This is a genomic window from Candidatus Binataceae bacterium, from assembly GCA_035650475.1.
GTDB lineage: Bacteria > Desulfobacterota > Binatia > Binatales > Binataceae > JAKAVN01.
This window is the reverse complement of sequence record DASRHP010000013.1, coordinates 96547-113383: the sequence shown is the minus strand read 5'-3', so window position 1 is coordinate 113383 and position 16837 is coordinate 96547. Positions and strand designations below refer to the sequence as shown.

Annotated in this window: 17 protein-coding genes; 6 read left to right on the top strand and 11 right to left on the bottom strand. The window is 68.1% G+C overall.

Going from position 1 to position 16837, the window contains the following annotated elements; translation table 11 throughout:
* Nucleotides 1–135: 135 nt before the first annotated feature.
* Nucleotides 136–921, bottom strand: coding sequence for a QueT transporter family protein (locus VFB33_17045; protein HZO83403.1), 786 nt, complete (start codon nucleotides 919–921; stop codon nucleotides 136–138).
* A gap of 158 nt (nucleotides 922–1079) precedes the next feature.
* Between VFB33_17045 and VFB33_17040 the strand changes: the two genes are divergently transcribed.
* Both VFB33_17040 and ilvC read left to right on the top strand, forming a co-directional pair.
* On the top strand, nucleotides 1080–1454 hold the full coding sequence (locus VFB33_17040) for a zinc ribbon domain-containing protein (GenBank protein ID HZO83402.1): 375 nt from the start codon (nucleotides 1080–1082) through the stop codon (nucleotides 1452–1454).
* Nucleotides 1447–2517: a ketol-acid reductoisomerase gene (gene ilvC, locus VFB33_17035; protein HZO83401.1), complete on the top strand. Its 1071-nt coding sequence runs from the start codon at nucleotides 1447–1449 to the stop codon at nucleotides 2515–2517. Before VFB33_17040 ends, ilvC begins: the two co-directional genes overlap by 8 nt.
* A gap of 209 nt (nucleotides 2518–2726) precedes the next feature.
* On the opposite strand, the gene ispF is transcribed toward ilvC, so the two are convergent.
* Nucleotides 2727–3206 carry a 2-C-methyl-D-erythritol 2,4-cyclodiphosphate synthase gene (ispF, locus tag VFB33_17030; protein ID HZO83400.1) on the bottom strand — a complete coding sequence of 160 codons (480 nt, stop codon included), beginning with the start codon at nucleotides 3204–3206 and terminating at the stop codon, nucleotides 2727–2729.
* 78 nt (nucleotides 3207–3284) lie between these two features.
* On the opposite strand from ispF, the gene VFB33_17025 reads away from it, so the two are divergent.
* The gene (locus tag VFB33_17025; GenBank protein ID HZO83399.1) at nucleotides 3285–3572 is read left to right on the top strand and encodes a hypothetical protein; all 288 of its coding nucleotides are present in this window, start codon (nucleotides 3285–3287) and stop codon (nucleotides 3570–3572) included.
* On the opposite strand, the gene glp is transcribed toward VFB33_17025, so the two are convergent.
* Both glp and VFB33_17015 read right to left on the bottom strand, forming a co-directional pair.
* Nucleotides 3488–4750, bottom strand: a complete 1263-nt coding sequence (gene glp, locus VFB33_17020; protein ID HZO83398.1) for a gephyrin-like molybdotransferase Glp — start codon at nucleotides 4748–4750, stop codon at nucleotides 3488–3490. The two genes, VFB33_17025 and glp, sit on opposite strands and share 85 nt — an antisense overlap.
* A gap of 151 nt (nucleotides 4751–4901) precedes the next feature.
* Nucleotides 4902–5906 (bottom strand): transglycosylase SLT domain-containing protein, encoded by a 1005-nt coding sequence (locus tag VFB33_17015; protein ID HZO83397.1) that lies wholly within the window; start codon nucleotides 5904–5906, stop codon nucleotides 4902–4904.
* A gap of 194 nt (nucleotides 5907–6100) precedes the next feature.
* On the opposite strand from VFB33_17015, the gene VFB33_17010 reads away from it, so the two are divergent.
* The 3 genes from VFB33_17010 (at nucleotide 6101) to thiE (ending at nucleotide 9514) form a co-directional block, all read left to right on the top strand.
* A complete protein-coding gene (locus tag VFB33_17010) occupies nucleotides 6101–7258 on the top strand; it encodes an ATP-binding protein (protein ID HZO83396.1) in 1158 nt (385 codons plus the stop codon).
* A 74-nt stretch (nucleotides 7259–7332) separates the two neighbouring features.
* On the top strand, nucleotides 7333–8847 hold the full coding sequence (locus VFB33_17005; protein HZO83395.1) for a sigma-54 dependent transcriptional regulator: 1515 nt from the start codon (nucleotides 7333–7335) through the stop codon (nucleotides 8845–8847).
* Nucleotides 8848–8908: 61 nt separating this feature from the next.
* Nucleotides 8909–9514: a thiamine phosphate synthase gene (gene thiE / locus VFB33_17000; GenBank protein HZO83394.1), complete on the top strand. Its 606-nt coding sequence runs from the start codon at nucleotides 8909–8911 to the stop codon at nucleotides 9512–9514.
* A gap of 35 nt (nucleotides 9515–9549) precedes the next feature.
* Here the strand turns inward: thiE and VFB33_16995 are convergent, their stop codons facing one another.
* The 7 genes from VFB33_16995 to VFB33_16965 all read right to left on the bottom strand — a co-directional run bounded on the left by VFB33_16995 (nucleotide 9550) and on the right by VFB33_16965 (nucleotide 16791).
* Nucleotides 9550–10563 carry a nitronate monooxygenase gene (locus VFB33_16995; GenBank protein HZO83393.1) on the bottom strand — a complete coding sequence of 338 codons (1014 nt, stop codon included), beginning with the start codon at nucleotides 10561–10563 and terminating at the stop codon, nucleotides 9550–9552.
* Nucleotides 10564–10598: 35 nt separating this feature from the next.
* Nucleotides 10599–11135 (bottom strand): hypothetical protein, encoded by a 537-nt coding sequence (locus tag VFB33_16990; protein ID HZO83392.1) that lies wholly within the window; start codon nucleotides 11133–11135, stop codon nucleotides 10599–10601.
* A gap of 123 nt (nucleotides 11136–11258) precedes the next feature.
* On the bottom strand, nucleotides 11259–12059 hold the full coding sequence (locus tag VFB33_16985) for an enoyl-CoA hydratase-related protein (GenBank protein HZO83391.1): 801 nt from the start codon (nucleotides 12057–12059) through the stop codon (nucleotides 11259–11261).
* A gap of 75 nt (nucleotides 12060–12134) precedes the next feature.
* The gene (locus VFB33_16980; GenBank protein HZO83390.1) at nucleotides 12135–12944 is read right to left on the bottom strand and encodes an enoyl-CoA hydratase; all 810 of its coding nucleotides are present in this window, start codon (nucleotides 12942–12944) and stop codon (nucleotides 12135–12137) included.
* 32 nt (nucleotides 12945–12976) lie between these two features.
* Nucleotides 12977–13843 (bottom strand): NAD(P)-dependent oxidoreductase, encoded by an 867-nt coding sequence (locus tag VFB33_16975; protein ID HZO83389.1) that lies wholly within the window; start codon nucleotides 13841–13843, stop codon nucleotides 12977–12979.
* A 58-nt stretch (nucleotides 13844–13901) separates the two neighbouring features.
* On the bottom strand, nucleotides 13902–14381 hold the full coding sequence (locus VFB33_16970) for a hypothetical protein (protein HZO83388.1): 480 nt from the start codon (nucleotides 14379–14381) through the stop codon (nucleotides 13902–13904).
* A 130-nt stretch (nucleotides 14382–14511) separates the two neighbouring features.
* Nucleotides 14512–16791 carry a sodium-translocating pyrophosphatase gene (locus VFB33_16965; GenBank protein ID HZO83387.1) on the bottom strand — a complete coding sequence of 760 codons (2280 nt, stop codon included), beginning with the start codon at nucleotides 16789–16791 and terminating at the stop codon, nucleotides 14512–14514.
* Nucleotides 16792–16837 lie beyond the last annotated feature (46 nt).

Genomic DNA, 16837 nt, shown 5'->3' with positions numbered 1-16837 from the left:
GCCGGCGCAGCGCCGGACGCGCACCGCCGGCGTAGGTGAAACTCACGTCGTCAAGCGCCGCGGCCGGCGCCGCGCTCGATGCAGGCTCGCTCTTCCCGCACGGCGCGGCGGCTTCCAGAGCCGGATTGCCGGACTTCACATCAGCCCCACGCCGAGCACGGCCAGCGCGATGAACGGGCTCACCACGATCGCGATCGCCTTGTCGTACGGCGCCTGCATCGCCGCCGCCGACAGGAAGCGCGGCGCCCAGTAGCCGGTCGAGACCAGGTTGCCCATGAGCCACGCGCCGCCCTCGCCCAGGACCAGGATCGCAAGCCCGAGCGCGCGCACGCTCCATCGGCGCTCTCGGAACTCGGGCATCATGTCGGTATAGAGCATGCGGCCGCGCCGCACACGCGGATAGACCGCGACCAGGATAAGCGGCGAGAGGATCAGCGCCGAGAGCATGTTGTTGAACACGATCACATTGCCGAGAATGCTGAACGGTCGCAGCGCGAGCAGGTTGTCGCCCCAGCCGACGATGTCCGCGCAGAGCACGCTGGCGATGAGACACGCCGCAACGTACTTGGCGATAGCAACCGGCGAGCGCGCGACCGGGCTCTGGCCGCGCGCGATCACGTTCCACACCTTGTACGGCACATAGCCGTAAAACAGGTTGGCGAAAAAGCCGAAGACGTCGCCGGGGCCGACGCCGCCGAAGAAATCGCCGATCATGTTGCCGATCGCCGAGCCCCATCCGGCAGCAGGGCCGAAGAGGAACGAGCACACGATCGGAATCGCGTTGGCCGGACGCAGCTCGGTCACCCCCGGGATGAGCGGCACGACCTTGAACGGCACCAGCACCGCGGCGTAGAGCGCGGCCGAAATCGCGCACAGCACGACCATCCGCGTATTGCGCCACATCAGCCCCAGCTCTCTCATCGTGCGCTCCGCGGCGCCCCGTACACGCCCAGCAGGCACCGCAGCAGAGGACTAGCCCGAGCCCGATCCGCGGATCAAGCGGGGGCGCCGGCGCTCTTGCCGCATGGCAGCGGTGCACGGAAAATCGGGGAAGAAAGGACCTGCGGGGGTCGCCGACGATGCCGATCTACGAATACGAGTGCGAAAAGTGCCGCAAACGCACCAGCGTGCTGACGATGCGCGTGAGTGAGCGCGCCGACGCCGTATGCAAGCACTGCGGCAGCACGCGGATGCGCCGGCTGATGTCGCGCTTCGCCACTTTGCGCAGCGAAGAGGCGCGGATGGACGCGCTCGCCGACCCCGCGGCCTTCTCCGACGTTGACGAGAACGACCCCAAAAGCGTGGCGCGCGCGCTGCGTCGGATGGGCAAGGAGATGGGCGACGAGATCGGCGGCCCCGAGTTCGAGCAGGCGGTGGACGAACTCGAGCGCGGCGGCGACTTGGGCGACGACGAAAGCGGCGGCTCGGGCAGCGACGGCGGCGAGGATTTGTAGGGAAGGAGCGGGAGAGGTCGCATGCTGGTCAACGTCTCGCGCAGAGAATCGGCTCAGGGAGGGCAACATCATGGCCAGGTTCTTCCAGGCCACGGACGCTGATCCCGCCGTCCTTCACGGCAAGACCATCGCCGTCATCGGCTATGGCAACCAGGGCCGCGCGCAGGCGATCAACCTGCGCCGCGCCGGTCATCGGGTGCTCGTCGGCAACCAGGAGGACGAAAGCTTCGCCCAGGCGCGCGCCGACGGCTTCGAGACGCTTGCGATGGATGCGGCAGCGGCGCGGGCGGAGGTCGTCATGCTACTCCTGCCGGATGAGATCGCGCCGAAGATCTACGAGCCGATGATCCGTCCGCATCTGACGGCCGCCAAGACGCTGGTCTTCGCCAGCGGTTACAATATCACCTACAACTTCATTGCCGCGCCGCCTGACGTTGACGTGGTGCTGGTCGCGCCGCGGATGATAGGCCAGGGCGTGCTCGAGCTGCCGCAGCGCGGCGAAGGCTTTCCGGCGCTGGTCGGCGTCGGGCAGGACGCAAGCGGCCGCGCATGGGCGACGACGCTCGCGCTGGCCCACGGGATCGGCGCCTTCCTGGCGCACGGCGCGGTGGTCGAGTCGAGTTTCCAGGAGGAGACGCTGGTCGACCTGTTCTCGGAGCATACGTGGGCAGGCGCGATGCTCTTCCTGCTCGAGCGCGGATTCGAGCTGCTGGTCGAAGCGGGCGTCGCCCCGGAGGTCGCGATGCTCGAGCTGTACGCCTCGGGCGAGCTGGGCGAGATTGGGCGCGCGATGGCCACGATGGGCTTCTGGAGCCAGCTCAGGCTGCACTCGCATACCAGCCAGTTCGGCCAGCTTACCCATGGGCCGCAATTCATCGGAGCCGAGACGGAGACGCTGATGCGCAAGGCCATCGCCGAAATCCGCGACGGGACGTTTGCCCGGCGATGGGGGGCCGAGCAGGCAGCAGGGCTGCCGGAGTTCAACCGCCTGCTCGGCGAAGTCCTTGGCTCGCCGCTGGCCCGGGCCGAGCAGGAACTTTACACTCGCATGGGCCGCCGGTGAACCGGCCCAGTGCGCCCCTCCAAACTCAAGCCGACCTGCACCGCAACGTTTTCTGAACCCTCGCCGACGTCATACGGCGGAGAGGGCGTGGATGAAATGTCCCTTCGCCAGGAGAAGCGAACCTTCGCAGCGGCCTCGATCGGTTGCTCCGATTTTTTTTGTTCCGTATCCCTTTTCCCCTAAGCGGACGCTTCGTTTCCAATTGGCGGTCAGTTTCCTTCCAACAACACCACTGCGGAGGCCGCCATCCCCTCGGCGCGGCCGAGCGCGCCGAGCCCCTCGGGGCTTGCGGCCTTGACATTGAGCGCCGCAGGTTCGGCCTCGAGCGCAGCGGACAGGCGCGCGCGCATCTCGTCGAGGTACGGCGCAAGCCGCGGGCGCTGCGCGAAGATGGTGAGGTCGGCGTTCACCAGGCGCCATCCGTCCGCCCGCGCGAGCCTCCATACCTCGGCCAGCAGCGCGAGGCTGTCGGCGTCCTTGTAGCGCTGATCGCTGTCAGGGAAATGGCGACCGAGATCGCCCGCGCCCAGCGCGCCGAGGATCGCGTTGGCGAGCGCGTGGGCGGCGGCGTCGGCGTCGGAGTGGCCGGCGAGGCCCGCCTCATGCGGAATCCTGACGCCCCCCAGGACCAGCGCGCGCCCTGGACGCATCGGATGAAAGTCAAATCCCTGCCCTATCTTGAGCCGCATCGTATTGCGCGTTGACAACGCTATGGGCGCCGTCCAAGCTTTTCCTCAAGGCAAATCGCCGAGCCGCAAGGAGGAAACGTGAGCGCACCGGCCTTCGCCAAAAATCCCAGGTTCATCATCGGCGCGATCGTCGTCCTGTGGCTCGCCTACATCATCCACTCGGCCATTCACGTCAGCCCGGTACAGATAAAGTTGATCCCTTTTCTGGTCGCGTTCCAGATAAACGTCTCGGCGCTTATCGTGGCCTCGGCCATCTTCGGATGCGTCGCCACGCTGGTGATTCAATGGCTTTGGCGCAGGCGTCGTTCGAAAAACGGCTCGTTCTCGGCCGTCACGCCCGCCGCCAGCAGCAACACTGTCGCCTGACTTCCCGCCCTGAGCGTCGTCTCGCTCGCAGGACCGATCAGCAGCCCGTCGGCGCGCGCGAGCGAGCTTAAAATCCCCGAGCCCTGATTGCCGGTGGGCGTCGCGCTGAACTCGCCGCCTTCGCGGCGCAGGCGCACGCGCACGAACTCGGTGAGGTTGGCCGCCGTGCGGATATCGGCGGCGCATCGCACGGCAACACGGGGCAATCCCAAATCGTGCCGCCCGCCCATCCTGAGCAGCGCCGGCCGCGCGTAGAGATAGAAACACACCAACGTCGAGACCGGATTTCCGGGCAGGCCGAAGATCGGCCGGCCATTCACGGTCCCGAATTTCAGCGGCCGTCCCGGTCGCTGCGCGACGCCGTGGAACAACTGGCGCATCCCGAGTTCGTCGAGCGCCCCCTTGACGTGATCGAACTGTCCCACCGAAACGCCGCCGGTCGAGAGCACGGCGTCGAAGGCGAAGGCCTCCGCGAGCCGGCTGCGGATTTCCTCGGGGCGGTCGCGGGCGACCTTGAGCACCGCCGGCTCGCCCCCCGCCTCGCGCACCGCGCCGGCCAGCGCGTAGGCGCTGGAGTTGACGACCTGCGCGCCGGTGGGGGTTTGGTCAATGTCGACGAGCTCGTCGCCGGTGGTGACGATAGCGACGCGCGGCCGACGCCAAACCTCGATCATCGCCCGGTTGAGCGAGGCTAACATCCCGAGGTCGGCTGCGCCGAGCATCTTGCCCGGCTCCATCACGAGCTCGCCCGCACGGAGGTCTTCACCACGGGGGCGAACGAACGCACGCGGCTCGGCGGCGCTCAGAATCTCGATCCATTCGCCGTCGGCGCGGGTCTGCTCGACCGGCACGATCGCGTCGGCACCTGCGGCTATCGGCGCGCCGGTCATCGTGCGCATCGCGGTTCCGCTCGCAACCGGCGTCGGCGGCATGGCGCCGGCGGCAACCGTGCCGAGCACGCGCAGACGTGCGGGGCTCGCAGCGCTCGCGCGGGCGATATCGACGGCGCGCACCGCGTAACCATCCATCGCGGAGTTATCGAATCCCGGGATATCGCGCGGCGAACGGATCTCCTCGGCCAGCACACGGCCGAGGGCGTCCAGGATGGGAACGCGCTCGATACCGAGCGGCGCGATGTTGTCGAGCACGATTTGCAGGGCTTCGTCGGCGCTGATCATTGACGCAACTCGTTCAGGTTCGCGGCCGCGCGGGGATGTTTGGGCCGCGCACCTCAGAACTCCGAGAATACGCGGGTCGGCGGTCGATTAGAACCGTCGCGTGCGGTCGGCCAGTTGAGGCGAATGAAGCGCGCCGGCCGCTGACGGCGGCTCAGAAGCGCAGCATCGAGCCCGCATCCGCGCTCTCGGCAAGCGGCAGCCGCAGCTCATAGCTGCGGATGCTCGCCGGCACGCGGTCATGCAGTAACGCCGGGTTGAGCTGGCGCAGCTCACTGACCGGCACGCCAGTACGCCGCGCCACATGCGCGAGCGTCGTCCCGCCTTTGATGCGCAGGGTGCGGAAGTGCACGGGCTCGGAATAATCGACCGGCTGGATGCCGTAGCGCTCGGGCTGATGGGCGATGATCGCGACCGCCATGAAGCGGTTGAGCAGCGAGCGGGTGTTGTAGGGCAGATGGGCCGTCAGTTGGCCGTACTTGACGCCGCGCAGCGACCAATAGCGGTCGAGCGCCTTCTCGCCGCGGTTCCATCCGACCAGCGCCATGTTCCAGTCGCCCGCCTCGTCATGCAACGCAGCGAGGTATTCAGCGGCAGCGCGGGTTGATTTAATCGGATCACGACGCTCATCGATGTAGCGGTTGACGATCAGATGGTAGCGACGCGCAGTCGCACGGCTGAGCTGCCATGGCCCCGCGCCTTTGCTTTTGAACCTACTCTCCGCAAACGACAGATAAACCAGTTCGGGCGGCAGCCCGCGTTCCTCGAAGACCTTGACCATCGCCGGCAGGTAGGGCCGGCTGCGGCGGAAGGAACCCTCGATGCCCTCGGAGTGGTTGGCGTAAGCCTCGACGTAGCGCTTAACCACGTCATTGAGAACGAGCGGGAACGGGGCCACGCGATGGGGCTGGTTGCGGATGAAGGGCAGCCCGCTCGCCGCCAGGTCGGTAGCTGCGTCGAGGGTCGCCTGCCCGGCGGTAGCCGAAGGCTCAGCGAATGCCGTAGGATTGGCGGCGGGATGGGCGGACGAAAGCGCGACTACGGATACCCGGTCGGTGGAATTGGTCGCCCAATCGTCAGCGGGCCCTGTGGCGCACCCGACCAAGGCGACGCTCAAAACACCCACCAACGCCAGCGATGTAAGTCTGGCTCCCGTCATCAGCTCTCGCTTGCGCCGGGGGGGAAGTTACTGGGCCGGCGGGCGACGATCAACCCCTGCGGCAGGCTTTTGGCGCAAAAAAAACTAATATTGCGCAACAGTCGCATTAGGGTACTTCGCGCTTTTCCGGCTCAGGAGCGCCGTACTTAGGCCGCCTTGCGCTTTATGCTAGCTTCCACCCAGATCATTCCGTGATGCGTCCGCTCGGTCCATCGCCAACTCCCGACCTCTGGCAGGAAATCTTCGACAGTCTGAGCGACGCCGTGGTCGTATTGGGTTCCGACCTCAGGCCGCTGACGATGAACGCTTCGGCTGAGACGCTGTTTGATTTGTCCCGGCGAAACATCGCCTCGCTTGAAGACCTCATCAGACGCAACCCTTGGCTGGGCGCGATGGCCCGCACCTGCCTCGACAACGCTCAGGAGATGGCAGACGCCAACGCCCGTCTCGAGCTGGGCCGGCGCAGTGTCGCGGTCAGCGCCGAGGTCTCGCCCCTTCTTAGCCCCTCCGGCGCTTCGCGCGGCGCGGTAGTGCTCCTGCACGACCTGTCACTCCATCGCGGCGCCGAACATGCGCTGGGCGCCGGCGAGCCGGACCTCCGGCTGTCGCCAGCCGGGCTCGCCCACGAGGTAAAGAACCCGCTGACCGGTATCAAGGGCGCAGCGGAGCTGCTTTCTGCCCGTCTGCGCGCGGATCCGCGAGGGCAGCAGTACTGTGGCGTAATTCTCGAGGGCGTAAACCGTATCGCTTCGCTGGTCGAGCAAGTGCTCGCCGTGAGCGCGCCCCAGCGGTTGAGTTTCGCCCCGGTCAATATCCATCGTGTGCTCCATGGCGCGCTGCGGATGGCCGGCCTCCATCCGCAACCGCCCGCAGGAATCACCATCGAGCAGGTCTTCGACCCGAGCCTGCCCGAAATCAGCGCCGACGCCGCCGCGCTCGAGCGCGCGCTGCTCAACCTCGTGTGCAACGCCGCCGAGGCGATCGGCGCGCACGGCACGATTCGCCTGAGCACGCGGATGGAAACCGAGTTCCGCCTGAGCGCCGAGGGCCGCCGACGCCAGTTTCTGCGCGTCGAGGTAAGCGACAGCGGCCCCGGGATGGCGCCCGAGGAGATGGCCCAGCTCTTCACGCCGTTCTTCACCACCAAACCTGCCGGGACAGGCCTGGGCCTAGTGCTGAGCCAACGCATCATCGCCGCTCATGGCGGCAAGCTATGGGCCGAGGCCGGCGGGGTCATCGCAGGCCGCGGCGCGGCCGTGCACGGCAGGGCCACGCGGCCGGCGCGCGGGATGACCTTCAAGCTGACGCTGCCGGTGGGAGCGCGCGAACCCGAGCCCTCCGAAGCGGCCTAGCTTGCGCCGCGATCAGGCGCCGCTTGACCCCGCTCTCGCTCGCCCGCCCGCGATCTTGTTACGATAAGCCAGCGATGAGTGAAACCGAAAACGACCTCGCCGGCGCGAGCAACGGACGTCCCACCTCCGACGCAGTGCGCGCACTCGTCGCCGATGACGACCCGGCGATCCGCCTGGTCCTGCGCCATCGCCTCGAGGCCGAAGGATGGCAGGTCGAGGAGGCCGCCGACAGCTCCGCCGCGCTCGACGCGCTGCGCAGCGGACGCTTTAAGGTCGCTCTGCTCGACATCATCATGCCCGGCGCCGGCGGGCTCGAAGTGCTTTCGGCCGCGCGCGCCGAAGGCTGCCCGACGCCGATCGTGGTAATCACCGCGCAGACCACGATGAACAACGCGGTCGAGGCGCTCAAGCGCGGCGCGCACGACTACCTGACCAAGCCGTTCGACAACCTCGACCTCGTCGCCGCGACCGCGGCGCGCGCGGTCGAAACCGCGGCCCAGGCCGGCAACCTGGAGCGCCTGCGCGGCGCGGGCGTGCGCAAGCAGGCGCCGGGCGAGATCATCGGCCACAGCCCGGCGATGCAGGAGGTTTACAAGCTCATCGGGCGGATGGTGAACAACGACGCCACCGTGCTCCTGATTGGCGAGAGCGGGACCGGCAAGGAGCTGGTCGCGCGCGCGATCCATTTCAAGTCGGCGCGCGGACGCGCGCCGTTCGTCGCCGTCAACTGCTCGGCGATCCCGCACGGGCTTATCGAGAGCGAGCTCTTCGGCCACGAGCGCGGCGCTTTTACCGGCGCCGCCGAGCGGCGCGCGGGCAAGTTCGAGCTCGCCGGTGCAGGGACGCTCTTCCTCGATGAGATCGGCGACCTTCCGCTCGAGCTCCAGCCCAAGCTGCTGCGCGTGCTCCAGGAGCGCGAGTTCGCCCGCGTCGGCGGCTTCGAAACCCAGCGCCTGCAGGCGCGGATCATCGCGGCGACCAACCAGGACCTCGAAGCCGCCGTCGCCGCGCGCCGCTTCCGCGAAGACCTCTACTTCCGCCTGCGCGTGATTCCGATCCACCTGCCGCCGCTGCGCGAGCGGCGCGAGGACATTCCGGAACTGACGAACTACTTCGTCGACAAGGCGGCGCGCGAGATGGGTGCGCGCGCAACCGCGGTCAGTTCCGCCGCGCGCGCCCGGCTTAGCGCTTACGAATGGCCGGGCAATGTGCGCGAGCTGGAGAACACGGTGCTGCGCGCGGCGCTGCTCGCCCCGGGCAATACGATCCGCGCCGAAGATATCGTCTTCGCCCGCGCCGGCGCGGCGGGTGCCGCCATCGCGCCCGGCGCCGCCGCGGATGACGGCTCGTTTGCCGAGCTTATCGCGCGCCGCGTTGCCCATTACCTCGACCGTGGCGGTGGCCCAAGCGACCCGCGCGGGCTTTACCAGAAGCTGGTCGGCGAGATCGAACGCCCACTGATCGAGCAGGCGATGCGCCGCGCGCAGGGCAACCAGGTGCGCGCGGCGCGCATCCTGGGGCTCAACCGCAATACGCTGCGCAAGAAGCTGGTCGACCTCGGGATCGCCCCGCGCAAGACGTTCGAGTGATGCGCCCGCGCCGAGCGGCGGGCAGGAACGCCCGTCCCAGCGCAAATGAGTCGGCTTGCCGATGAAATTTCAGTCCCGCCTCTATGCGATGATCGATCCGGCTGGCGGCCATGAGCCCGTCGCCCTCGCGCGCATCCTGCTCGCCGCCGGGGCGCGCGTGATGCAACTGCGGCTGAAAGACGCGTCGAGCCGCGAGATGCTCGCGGCGGCGCGTGCGATCGTCCCCATGTGCCGTGAGCGCGGCGCGCAGCTGATTATCGACGATCGCGCCGACGTCGCGCTCCTCGCCGGAGCCGACGGCGTTCACCTGGGGCAGGAGGATCTTCCGCTGGCGGCTGCACGCCGGCTGGTCGGCCCGTCGATGTTTGTTGGCATCTCGACCCACAGCGTCGAGCAGGCGCTGGCGGCCGAGCGCGGCGGCGCCGACTATCTCGGGTTCGGCCCGATGTATCCCGGCGGGCTCAGAAACAACGTTGCGGGCAAGGGGCTCGCGATGCTGCGCGAGGTCCGGGCGGCGGTTCGTATTCCGATCGTAGCGATCGGTGGCATCACCGAGGCCACGATGCCACAGGTGCTCGCGGCCGGCGCCGACGCCTGCGCGATCATCACCGACGTCGTGCACGCGCCCGACGTCCCGGCCAAGGTCCGCGCCCTGCTCGCACTCTGACCCTGAATAGCGGCGCGCGAGCCTCGCTTGAATGTTTACCCCAGCGGCGCGAGGCGTTTGGCGATGACCTCGCGCGCCTCGGCCGCGATGCGCCGCACGATGTCGCCAGCGGGCAAAATCTCGTTGGTCAGCGCGCACGACATCCCGGCGTAGAACGCGAACTGTTCGAGGTCGCCCTCGACGTATTCGGTCGGCGGCATCACCGTGTACTTCACCGGCGGCGGCAGCTCCATTCCCGCATGTTTGACCTCGCCGATCGGCGTGCCCTCGCCCGGGCGCTGGCCGCTGGGCGGCCGCCCTGCCCGTTCCCATTCTTCATAGGCCGCAGTGCGCAGGACGCGGTGGGGCGCGTCGGGCCACCCGATGTCGAATAGCGTGGTATGCACGGTGTCCTCGGCGCGCGCGGTCAGGATACGCTGCTTGTAGGCAGGATGCGCTGCGGCCTCGACCGACGCCAGAAAGCGTGTGCCGAACACCGCGCCGTCGGCGCCCAACGCAAGCGCCGCGGCAAGCCCGCGCCCGTCGGCGAAGCCGCCGGCCGCGACCAGAGGAACGTCGGGGCCGATTGCGTCTCGCACCTGCGGGATCAGCGCGAGCGAAGTGACCACACCGCGCACGTGGCCGCCCGCCTCGACTCCCTGGGCGATAATTGCGTCGGCGCCAGCGCGGCGCGCGGCGAGCGCCTCTTCGGCTGAGCCGCACTGCCAGATGACCTTCTTGCCGGTGCTCTTGAAAAGCGGGATGTGCTCCGAGGGCTTGCCCCAGAACAGCGTCACTGCCTCAACCGGCGCGGCTGCGACCGCCTCGATCACCTCGGAGCGGAGAAACGGGAGCAACACGTTGCAGGCGAGCGGGCGGCGAGTGAGCTTGCGTGCGGCGGCGAGTTCGTTGTGCATCGCTTCCGGCGTCAAGACGGCAAGGGCAACCGTGCCCATCCCGCCGGCCTCCGATACCGCCGCCGCCAGATCGGCGAGCGCGATCGTGCCCATCCCGGCCGCCATGATCGGCAACTCGATGCCGAACAGGTCACAGAATTTAGTCCTCAGCATCTCTGGCGCTCCCCTCTCCGGCGGCGTTTGCCGCCTCAGCGCAGCGCCGGCGGCGGCACACCCTCGGGCCGCGGCGGCACGCCTTCCTGCGGCACGCCCAGCGGATTGAGCGCGGTCGGCGCCGTCGGCATCCGCGGCCCGGTCGAGGCGCCGGGCGCCGCCGGCGCGACCGAAGCCGCGCGATCGGTCTGGTTGACCGCAGGATCGTTCACATTGACCGCTTGATGCTGTGTGGCGGACGCCGCCGGGTTCTGTTCCTGGTCGTCGAAGTCCATAGCGGGCGAAGCGTCGCCGGGATTGCGCGGCTCGCGGATCACGACCACCGGAAACCCGTTGAGCGTGGACGGCAGCCGCTTGATCTGGCTGGTGACGTCGCGCGCGTGAATTTCGATCTCGGGCCGGCCCTGCGGATTGTTGCCGACGTCCACCTCGGTGACGCCCGGGATCGACGACAACCACTCGTTGTAATAGTCCTTGACGCGGCTGACCGCGTCGAGGTCGCTCTGCGCCATCGCGGCCGAGCATAAGCCGAGCCCTAGCAGGAGCGCGACGGCCAAAGTTGCGATTTGCATGGTTCGGCACCTCGCTTCCGATGCTTCCCCCGAGCGTCTCGCCGGCCGGCCCTCCGGCTTCGCAATCATTGTTACACGCGCCGGCAATTGGCGCGAATGACCCGCGCCGACGGCCGTGCCCCCCTAGCGCCCCTGGAAGTTGGGCTGGCGCTTTTCCAGAAAGGCGCGCACACCCTCGCGCGCGTCCTCCGATGGATTGGTGATCATCACCGAAAGCGCGGCGTCCTCGAGCGCATTGTCGAGCGTCATCTGCAACTGTTTATACATCATCCGCTTGGCCAGCCGCACCGCCAGCGGCGCGCCCGCGGCCAGGCGCATCGCGAGCTCCTCGACGCGCGCGCCAAGCTGCTCGTGCGGCACGACCTCGGTCACCAAGCCCAACTCGTGTGCGGTTTTCGCGTCGTAAACCTCGGAGAGCAGGGTCATCCTGAGCGCGCGGTCGAGCCCCATGAAGCGCGGGAACAGATACGCTCCGCCCTCGTCGCACAGCAGCCCGAACTTCAGGGCCGTGTCGCCCAGGCGCGCCTTGTCGGAGGCGATGCGGAAGTCGCAGCTCAGTGCGAGCGTCAACCCGCCGGCTACTGCCGCGCCGCCGATGGCCGCAATTGTCGGCTTGTCAAAGCGATGGAGCGAGAGCACGAGTTGATGCATGTTCTCCCGCATCTCGAGCAGATGGCTCATCGGGCTGCCGTGGTAGCGCGAGCGGCTCTCGGGGCTGCCGCTCACGTCGCCGCCCGAGCAGAAGCCGCGCCCCGCACCACTTAGCACCAGCACACGCACACCGTCGTCGTTGCGCGCCAGGTCGACGGCGGCGATGAGCTCCTGCACCATCCGCTCGGTGTAGGCGTTGAGCGTCTCGGGACGGTTGAGGGTGACCCGCGCGATGCGATTGTCGGCCTGATAAATGATGTCCTTGAAATCCATCGTGGATACCTCCGCCGGTGAACTCAGACCGCCGGCACAGCGCTCTCGAATGCCGCGCGGCGGCGCGTCCGCGCGCTAGCGGCCGCGAAATGTCGGCTCGCGCTTGTCGAGAAACGCCTTGACCGCTTCCTTGTGATCCTCGGTACGTCCGGTGAGCGTCTGGCCGACCGCCTCGCGGTCGAGCAGGGTGCGCAAGTCGGCGGTCAGCGCAGTGTTGATATTGGCCTTCATGTAGCCGTAAGCGATCGAGGGGCCGGAGGCGAGCCGCTTCGCGAGCGCTTCGGTCTCGGCGCTCAGCGCCGCCGCCGCCACCACGCGATTTACCAGGCCCAGCGCGAGCGCCTGCTCGGCGCTTATCGGATCGGCGAGGAAGTAGAACTCCTTGGCGCGCGCCGGGCCGACCAGCCGGGTCATCAGCCAGGTCCCGCCGAAGTCGCCCGAAAACCCGACGCGCGCGAAAGCGGTAATCAGGCGCGCCGTGTCGGCGGCAATGCGGATGTCGCAGGCGAGAGCGATGCTGAGCCCGGCGCCCGCAGCCGCGCCGTTGATCGCCGCGATCGTCGGCTTGGGTATCTCGTGCAGGAGCAGACTCACCTCCTCGGAGCGGCGCAGTTGAGCCATGCGCTGCTCGACGGTCGGCTCCGCGCCGCCGCCCGCCGCCTCGTTGCGCGCGCGCATCCGGCTCACGTCGCCGCCGGAGCAGAAGCCGCGCCCGGCGCCGGTAACGACGACGCACCGGACCTCGGTGTCGTGCGCCGCGCGCCCCAGCTCTTCAAGCAGCCCGGCGATCATCTGGTCGCTCAGCGCGTTGAGCTTGTCGGGTTGGTTGAGGGTCAGATAAAGGACGCCCGCCCGGCGCTCGGCCAGCAGATGTTCGGTAGCCATCGAGCCCTCCCGGTCGTGATTCAGCTCCCCTACTACTTCAGGCGTGCCAATCTGTCGAGCGCGGCGGCGATCGCCTGGGTGCCGTCGAGGTCGTGGCCGAAGGCCGCCGCCGCATTGAACATCGATTGCATTAGCGCAAGCCCCGGTAATGCGAGCCCGCTCTCGTGCGCGGCTTCGGCGACCAGGCGGAGGTCCTTGCGGATGAGCTTGATAAGAAAGCCGGGCCGCCAGTCGCCTGCGATCATTTTGGGGCCGAGATTGCTCAGCTGCCACGACGCCGCTGCACCCGCGCCGATCGCTTCGAGCACCCGCGCGCGGTCGAGTCCCCCGCTGTGCGCAAACGCGAGCGCCTCGGCCGCCGCCTCGAGTGTCAGCGCGACCGCTACCTGGTTGGCGAGCTTGGTCATCTGGCCGGCGCCCGACGGTCCCATGTGGGTCACGCGCCGGCCGAGCGCCTCAAACAGCGGCAGCGCGCGTTGATAGGCCGCCTCCGCGCCGCCGACCATGATCGTCAGCGTGGCCTCGATCGCGCCGGTCTCGCCGCCCGAGACCGGCGCGTCGAGATAGTCGACGCCCGCCGCGCCGAGGCGCGCCGCGATCGCGCGCTCGGCGGCGGGCGCGATCGTGCTCATGTCGGCGACGAGCTGACCCTTGCGCAGGTCGGGTTCTATCCGCGCCACCACGCGTTCGACGTCGGGCGTGTCGGGCACCATGATGAAGACGGCGGCGGCGCCACGCACCGCCTCCAGCGGGTCGGCGACAACCGTCGCCCCATCGGCCGCGAGTGCCTGCGCCTTTTTGGCGCTACGGTTGTAGACACGCAGGCGATGGCCGGCGCGGATGAGATTGCGCGCCATCGGCGCGCCCATGATTCCGGTTCCGATCCAGGCGATTTCCACGGCGATGCGATCCTCTGTGAGCCGGGCGGCGGCGTACGCCGCCCCCGCCACTTCCGCGCTACGCAGCCTTGGAGATTGGCGCGCGCTGGCGCCAGGAAAAGCCGCCCGGCGCAATCGCGCTCAGTGCGCCCAGCGGCAGCCAGAGCGTGAAGATTATCCCCAGCGCCAGCGAGTGCCACAGCCAGAACAGCCCATATACAAGCACGACGCCGAGGAGCGCAAAATGCAGCGCGACGCGCCCGTCGCTCACACCCGGCACACGGCGCGCGAACAACCTCGAGACCAGCATCCCTTGCCCCAGGCAGTGCCAGCTTCCGTAGTGCCGGCATCGCCGGCACGCGACCATCGCGCTGTCGAGCCACATCGCGGCGAACAGCACGAGCCCGACGAGCAACGCGAGCGCGCTATGCGCGGCCGCCTCGCGCAGCGCGAGCGCCCCGAACAGCGCAAACCCGCCGATGCCGACGAGGCGGAAGGCGCCTCGCGTCTGGATCAGGTAGACGAACGGCTCGAATGGGCCAGGATTGAGCCTGGGCATGGCAGTTCTTGCTACGGTGCCTAATGTACCCGGCGGCGCAGCGCGCGCAAAATGCGCGCGGCTGGTATGCGAAGGGCCGGACACCTGTCGGCGTCCGGCCCCTCGTGCTTCGCTTATCGACCGAACCCGGCTATGCGGCCGCCTTCGCCTGCCCCGCCTGGCTCTGCTCCTCGGCGATCGAGCCGCGCTTGGAGAGCGCCACCGCGATCGCCAGCAGGATAATCGAGAGCACCGTCGCTCCCACCCGGCCCCAGCTGAACTCGACGCCGACCGTGGTAAACGGGGCCGCGAGGATGCCGACCAGGTTCATCACCTTGATCATCGGGTTGAGCGCCGGGCCTGCGGTGTCCTTGAACGGATCGCCGACGGTGTCGCCGACGACGGTCGCCTTGTGCACGTCGGTGTTCTTGCCGCCCAGGAAGCCGTCTTCGACCTTCTTCTTGGCGTTGTCCCAGTTGGCGCCCGCATTCGCCATCAGCACCGCCATTAGCTGGCCGGTGAGGATCGTGCCGGCGAGGAAGCCGCCAAGGGCGCCCGCGTCAAGCCCGAAGCCGACCAGCAGCGGGGCGAAGACGGCCAAGATGCCGGGGCTGAGCAGCTCCTTCTGCGCGGTCGCGGTGACGATATCGACGCAGCGCGCATAGTCGGGCTTCTCCTTGTATTCCATGATCCCCGGATGCTCGCGGAACTGGCGGCGCACCTCGAAGACGACCTGGTAGGCCGCACGGCTGACCGCCTTGATCGCGAACGAGCTGAACAGGAAGGGCACCGCGCCGCCGATCAGCAGGCCGATGAACACGGTCGGCATGTTGACCTGCACGCCGAGCGCGCCGAGATGCGCCTCGTCGATGAACGAGCGGAAGAGCGAGACCGCCGCGATAACCGCGGTTGCGATCGCAAGGCCCTTGGTCAGCGCCTTGGTCGTGTTGCCGATCGCGTCCATCCACGACAGCGTGCGCGAGGCTTCTTCCTGATGGATTCCCCCCATCTCGAAGATGCCGTGGGCGTTGTCGGTGATCGGCCCGTAGGTGTCCATCGCGAGGATGAAGCCGGTGGTGGTCAGCAGGCCCAGGCCCGTGAGCGCGATCCCGTAGAACTGGAGCGCGAGCGACTCGCGGAAGATCACCATCGCGCCGGCGATACACGCCGCGATCACGACCAGCGCCCACACCGACGATTCCAGCCCTTCGCCGAAGCCCGACAGGATGAGCGTGGCCGGGCCGGTGCGCGCCGCGTAGGCGGTTTCGGTCACCGGGCCGCGCTCGGGATGGGTAAAGTAGTTGGTCAGCCACAGGGTGACGACCGCGAGCACGATCCCCAGCGTGGTCGCCCACGCGAAACGCCAATCGGGCTGGCCGGTGCGTGGATCGTCGAGGTAGAGCCAGTTGACGATGAAGAACCCGATGACCGAGGCGATTGCCGAGGTCATGTAGCCGATGTTGATCGGGCGCATCGGGTCGCGCATCGCAGTGCCCGCAGGCACCCGTACCGCGAGGATGCCGAGGATCGAGGAGAAGACGCCGACCGCGCGCAGGATGAGCGCAAAGATGATCAGCTTCATCGCGAACGTTCCGGCGGCGGCGCCGTAGAGGTTGGCGAAGTTCTTGTCGCTCAACGCGTAGGCGGCCAGGATGATCGCCGCCACCAGCGTGACCTCGTAGGACTCGAAGACGTCGGCGGCCATCCCGGCGCAGTCGCCGACGTTGTCGCCGACGTTATCGGCGATGGTCGCCGCGTTGCGCGGGTCGTCCTCGGGAATTCCCGCCTCGACCTTGCCCACCAGGTCGCCGCCGACATCGGCCGCCTTGGTGTAGATACCGCCGCCGACACGCATGAACAGCGCGGCGAGCGAGCCGCCGAAGCCAAAGCCGACCAGCACCTTCATCGCGTTCTCCTGGAAGTAGAGGAAGATGATGGTGGCGCCGAGCAGGCCGAGGCCGACCGTGAACATTCCCGAGACGCCGCCCGCCTTGAACGCGATCTCCATCGCGTCCTTGAAGCTGGTCAGCGCCGCGTTGGCGCTGCGCACGTTGCCCTTGACCGCCAGCTTCATGCCGACGAAGCCCGCGCCGTAGGAGGCGCTGACCCCCATCAGGAAGGCGATCGCGATCCCGACGGCCAGCGGCAGGTTGTCGGGATAAACCCGGCGGTACATGAAGAACAGCGCGATTCCGATCGCGATGACGAACCAGACCATGGTCTTGACCTGGCGTCGCAAGTAGGCCATCGCGCCTTCTTCGACCGCGTCGGCCACGTCGGTCATCGACTTGGCGCCTGGGCTGGCCGCCATCACCACTCTGACCAGGTACCAGCCGTATCCGAGCGCGACCAGCGCCGAGAGCAGGACCAGCCACAGGATCAGCAGCTGATTGCTGGTCAGGTGGGGCAGAACAATATTGGCTTCGCTCATCGAACCCGAGGTCTCCTGAAGTTTCGCGCTCGCAACCGTCGGCGCC

Bases quoted from the DNA above. Each gene is read 5' to 3' on its own strand.
- VFB33_17005 (HZO83395.1), top strand. From the start codon at position 7,333: ATGAGTGAAACCGAAAACGACCTCGCCGGCGCGAGCAACGGACGTCCC.
- VFB33_16995 (HZO83393.1), bottom strand. From the start codon at position 10,563: ATGCTGAGGACTAAATTCTGTGACCTGTTCGGCATCGAGTTGCCGATC.
- glp (HZO83398.1), bottom strand. From the start codon at position 4,750: ATGATCAGCGCCGACGAAGCCCTGCAAATCGTGCTCGACAACATCGCG.
- VFB33_17045 (HZO83403.1), bottom strand. From the start codon at position 921: ATGAGAGAGCTGGGGCTGATGTGGCGCAATACGCGGATGGTCGTGCTG.
- VFB33_16990 (HZO83392.1), bottom strand. From the start codon at position 11,135: ATGCAAATCGCAACTTTGGCCGTCGCGCTCCTGCTAGGGCTCGGCTTA.
- VFB33_17010 (HZO83396.1), top strand. From the start codon at position 6,101: ATGCGTCCGCTCGGTCCATCGCCAACTCCCGACCTCTGGCAGGAAATC.
- VFB33_16970 (HZO83388.1), bottom strand. From the start codon at position 14,381: ATGCCCAGGCTCAATCCTGGCCCATTCGAGCCGTTCGTCTACCTGATC.
- VFB33_16965 (HZO83387.1), bottom strand. From the start codon at position 16,791: ATGAGCGAAGCCAATATTGTTCTGCCCCACCTGACCAGCAATCAGCTG.
- VFB33_16980 (HZO83390.1), bottom strand. From the start codon at position 12,944: ATGGCTACCGAACATCTGCTGGCCGAGCGCCGGGCGGGCGTCCTTTAT.
- VFB33_17040 (HZO83402.1), top strand. From the start codon at position 1,080: ATGCCGATCTACGAATACGAGTGCGAAAAGTGCCGCAAACGCACCAGC.
- VFB33_17015 (HZO83397.1), bottom strand. From the start codon at position 5,906: ATGACGGGAGCCAGACTTACATCGCTGGCGTTGGTGGGTGTTTTGAGC.
- VFB33_16985 (HZO83391.1), bottom strand. From the start codon at position 12,059: ATGGATTTCAAGGACATCATTTATCAGGCCGACAATCGCATCGCGCGG.
- ispF (HZO83400.1), bottom strand. From the start codon at position 3,206: ATGCGGCTCAAGATAGGGCAGGGATTTGACTTTCATCCGATGCGTCCA.
- thiE (HZO83394.1), top strand. From the start codon at position 8,909: ATGAAATTTCAGTCCCGCCTCTATGCGATGATCGATCCGGCTGGCGGC.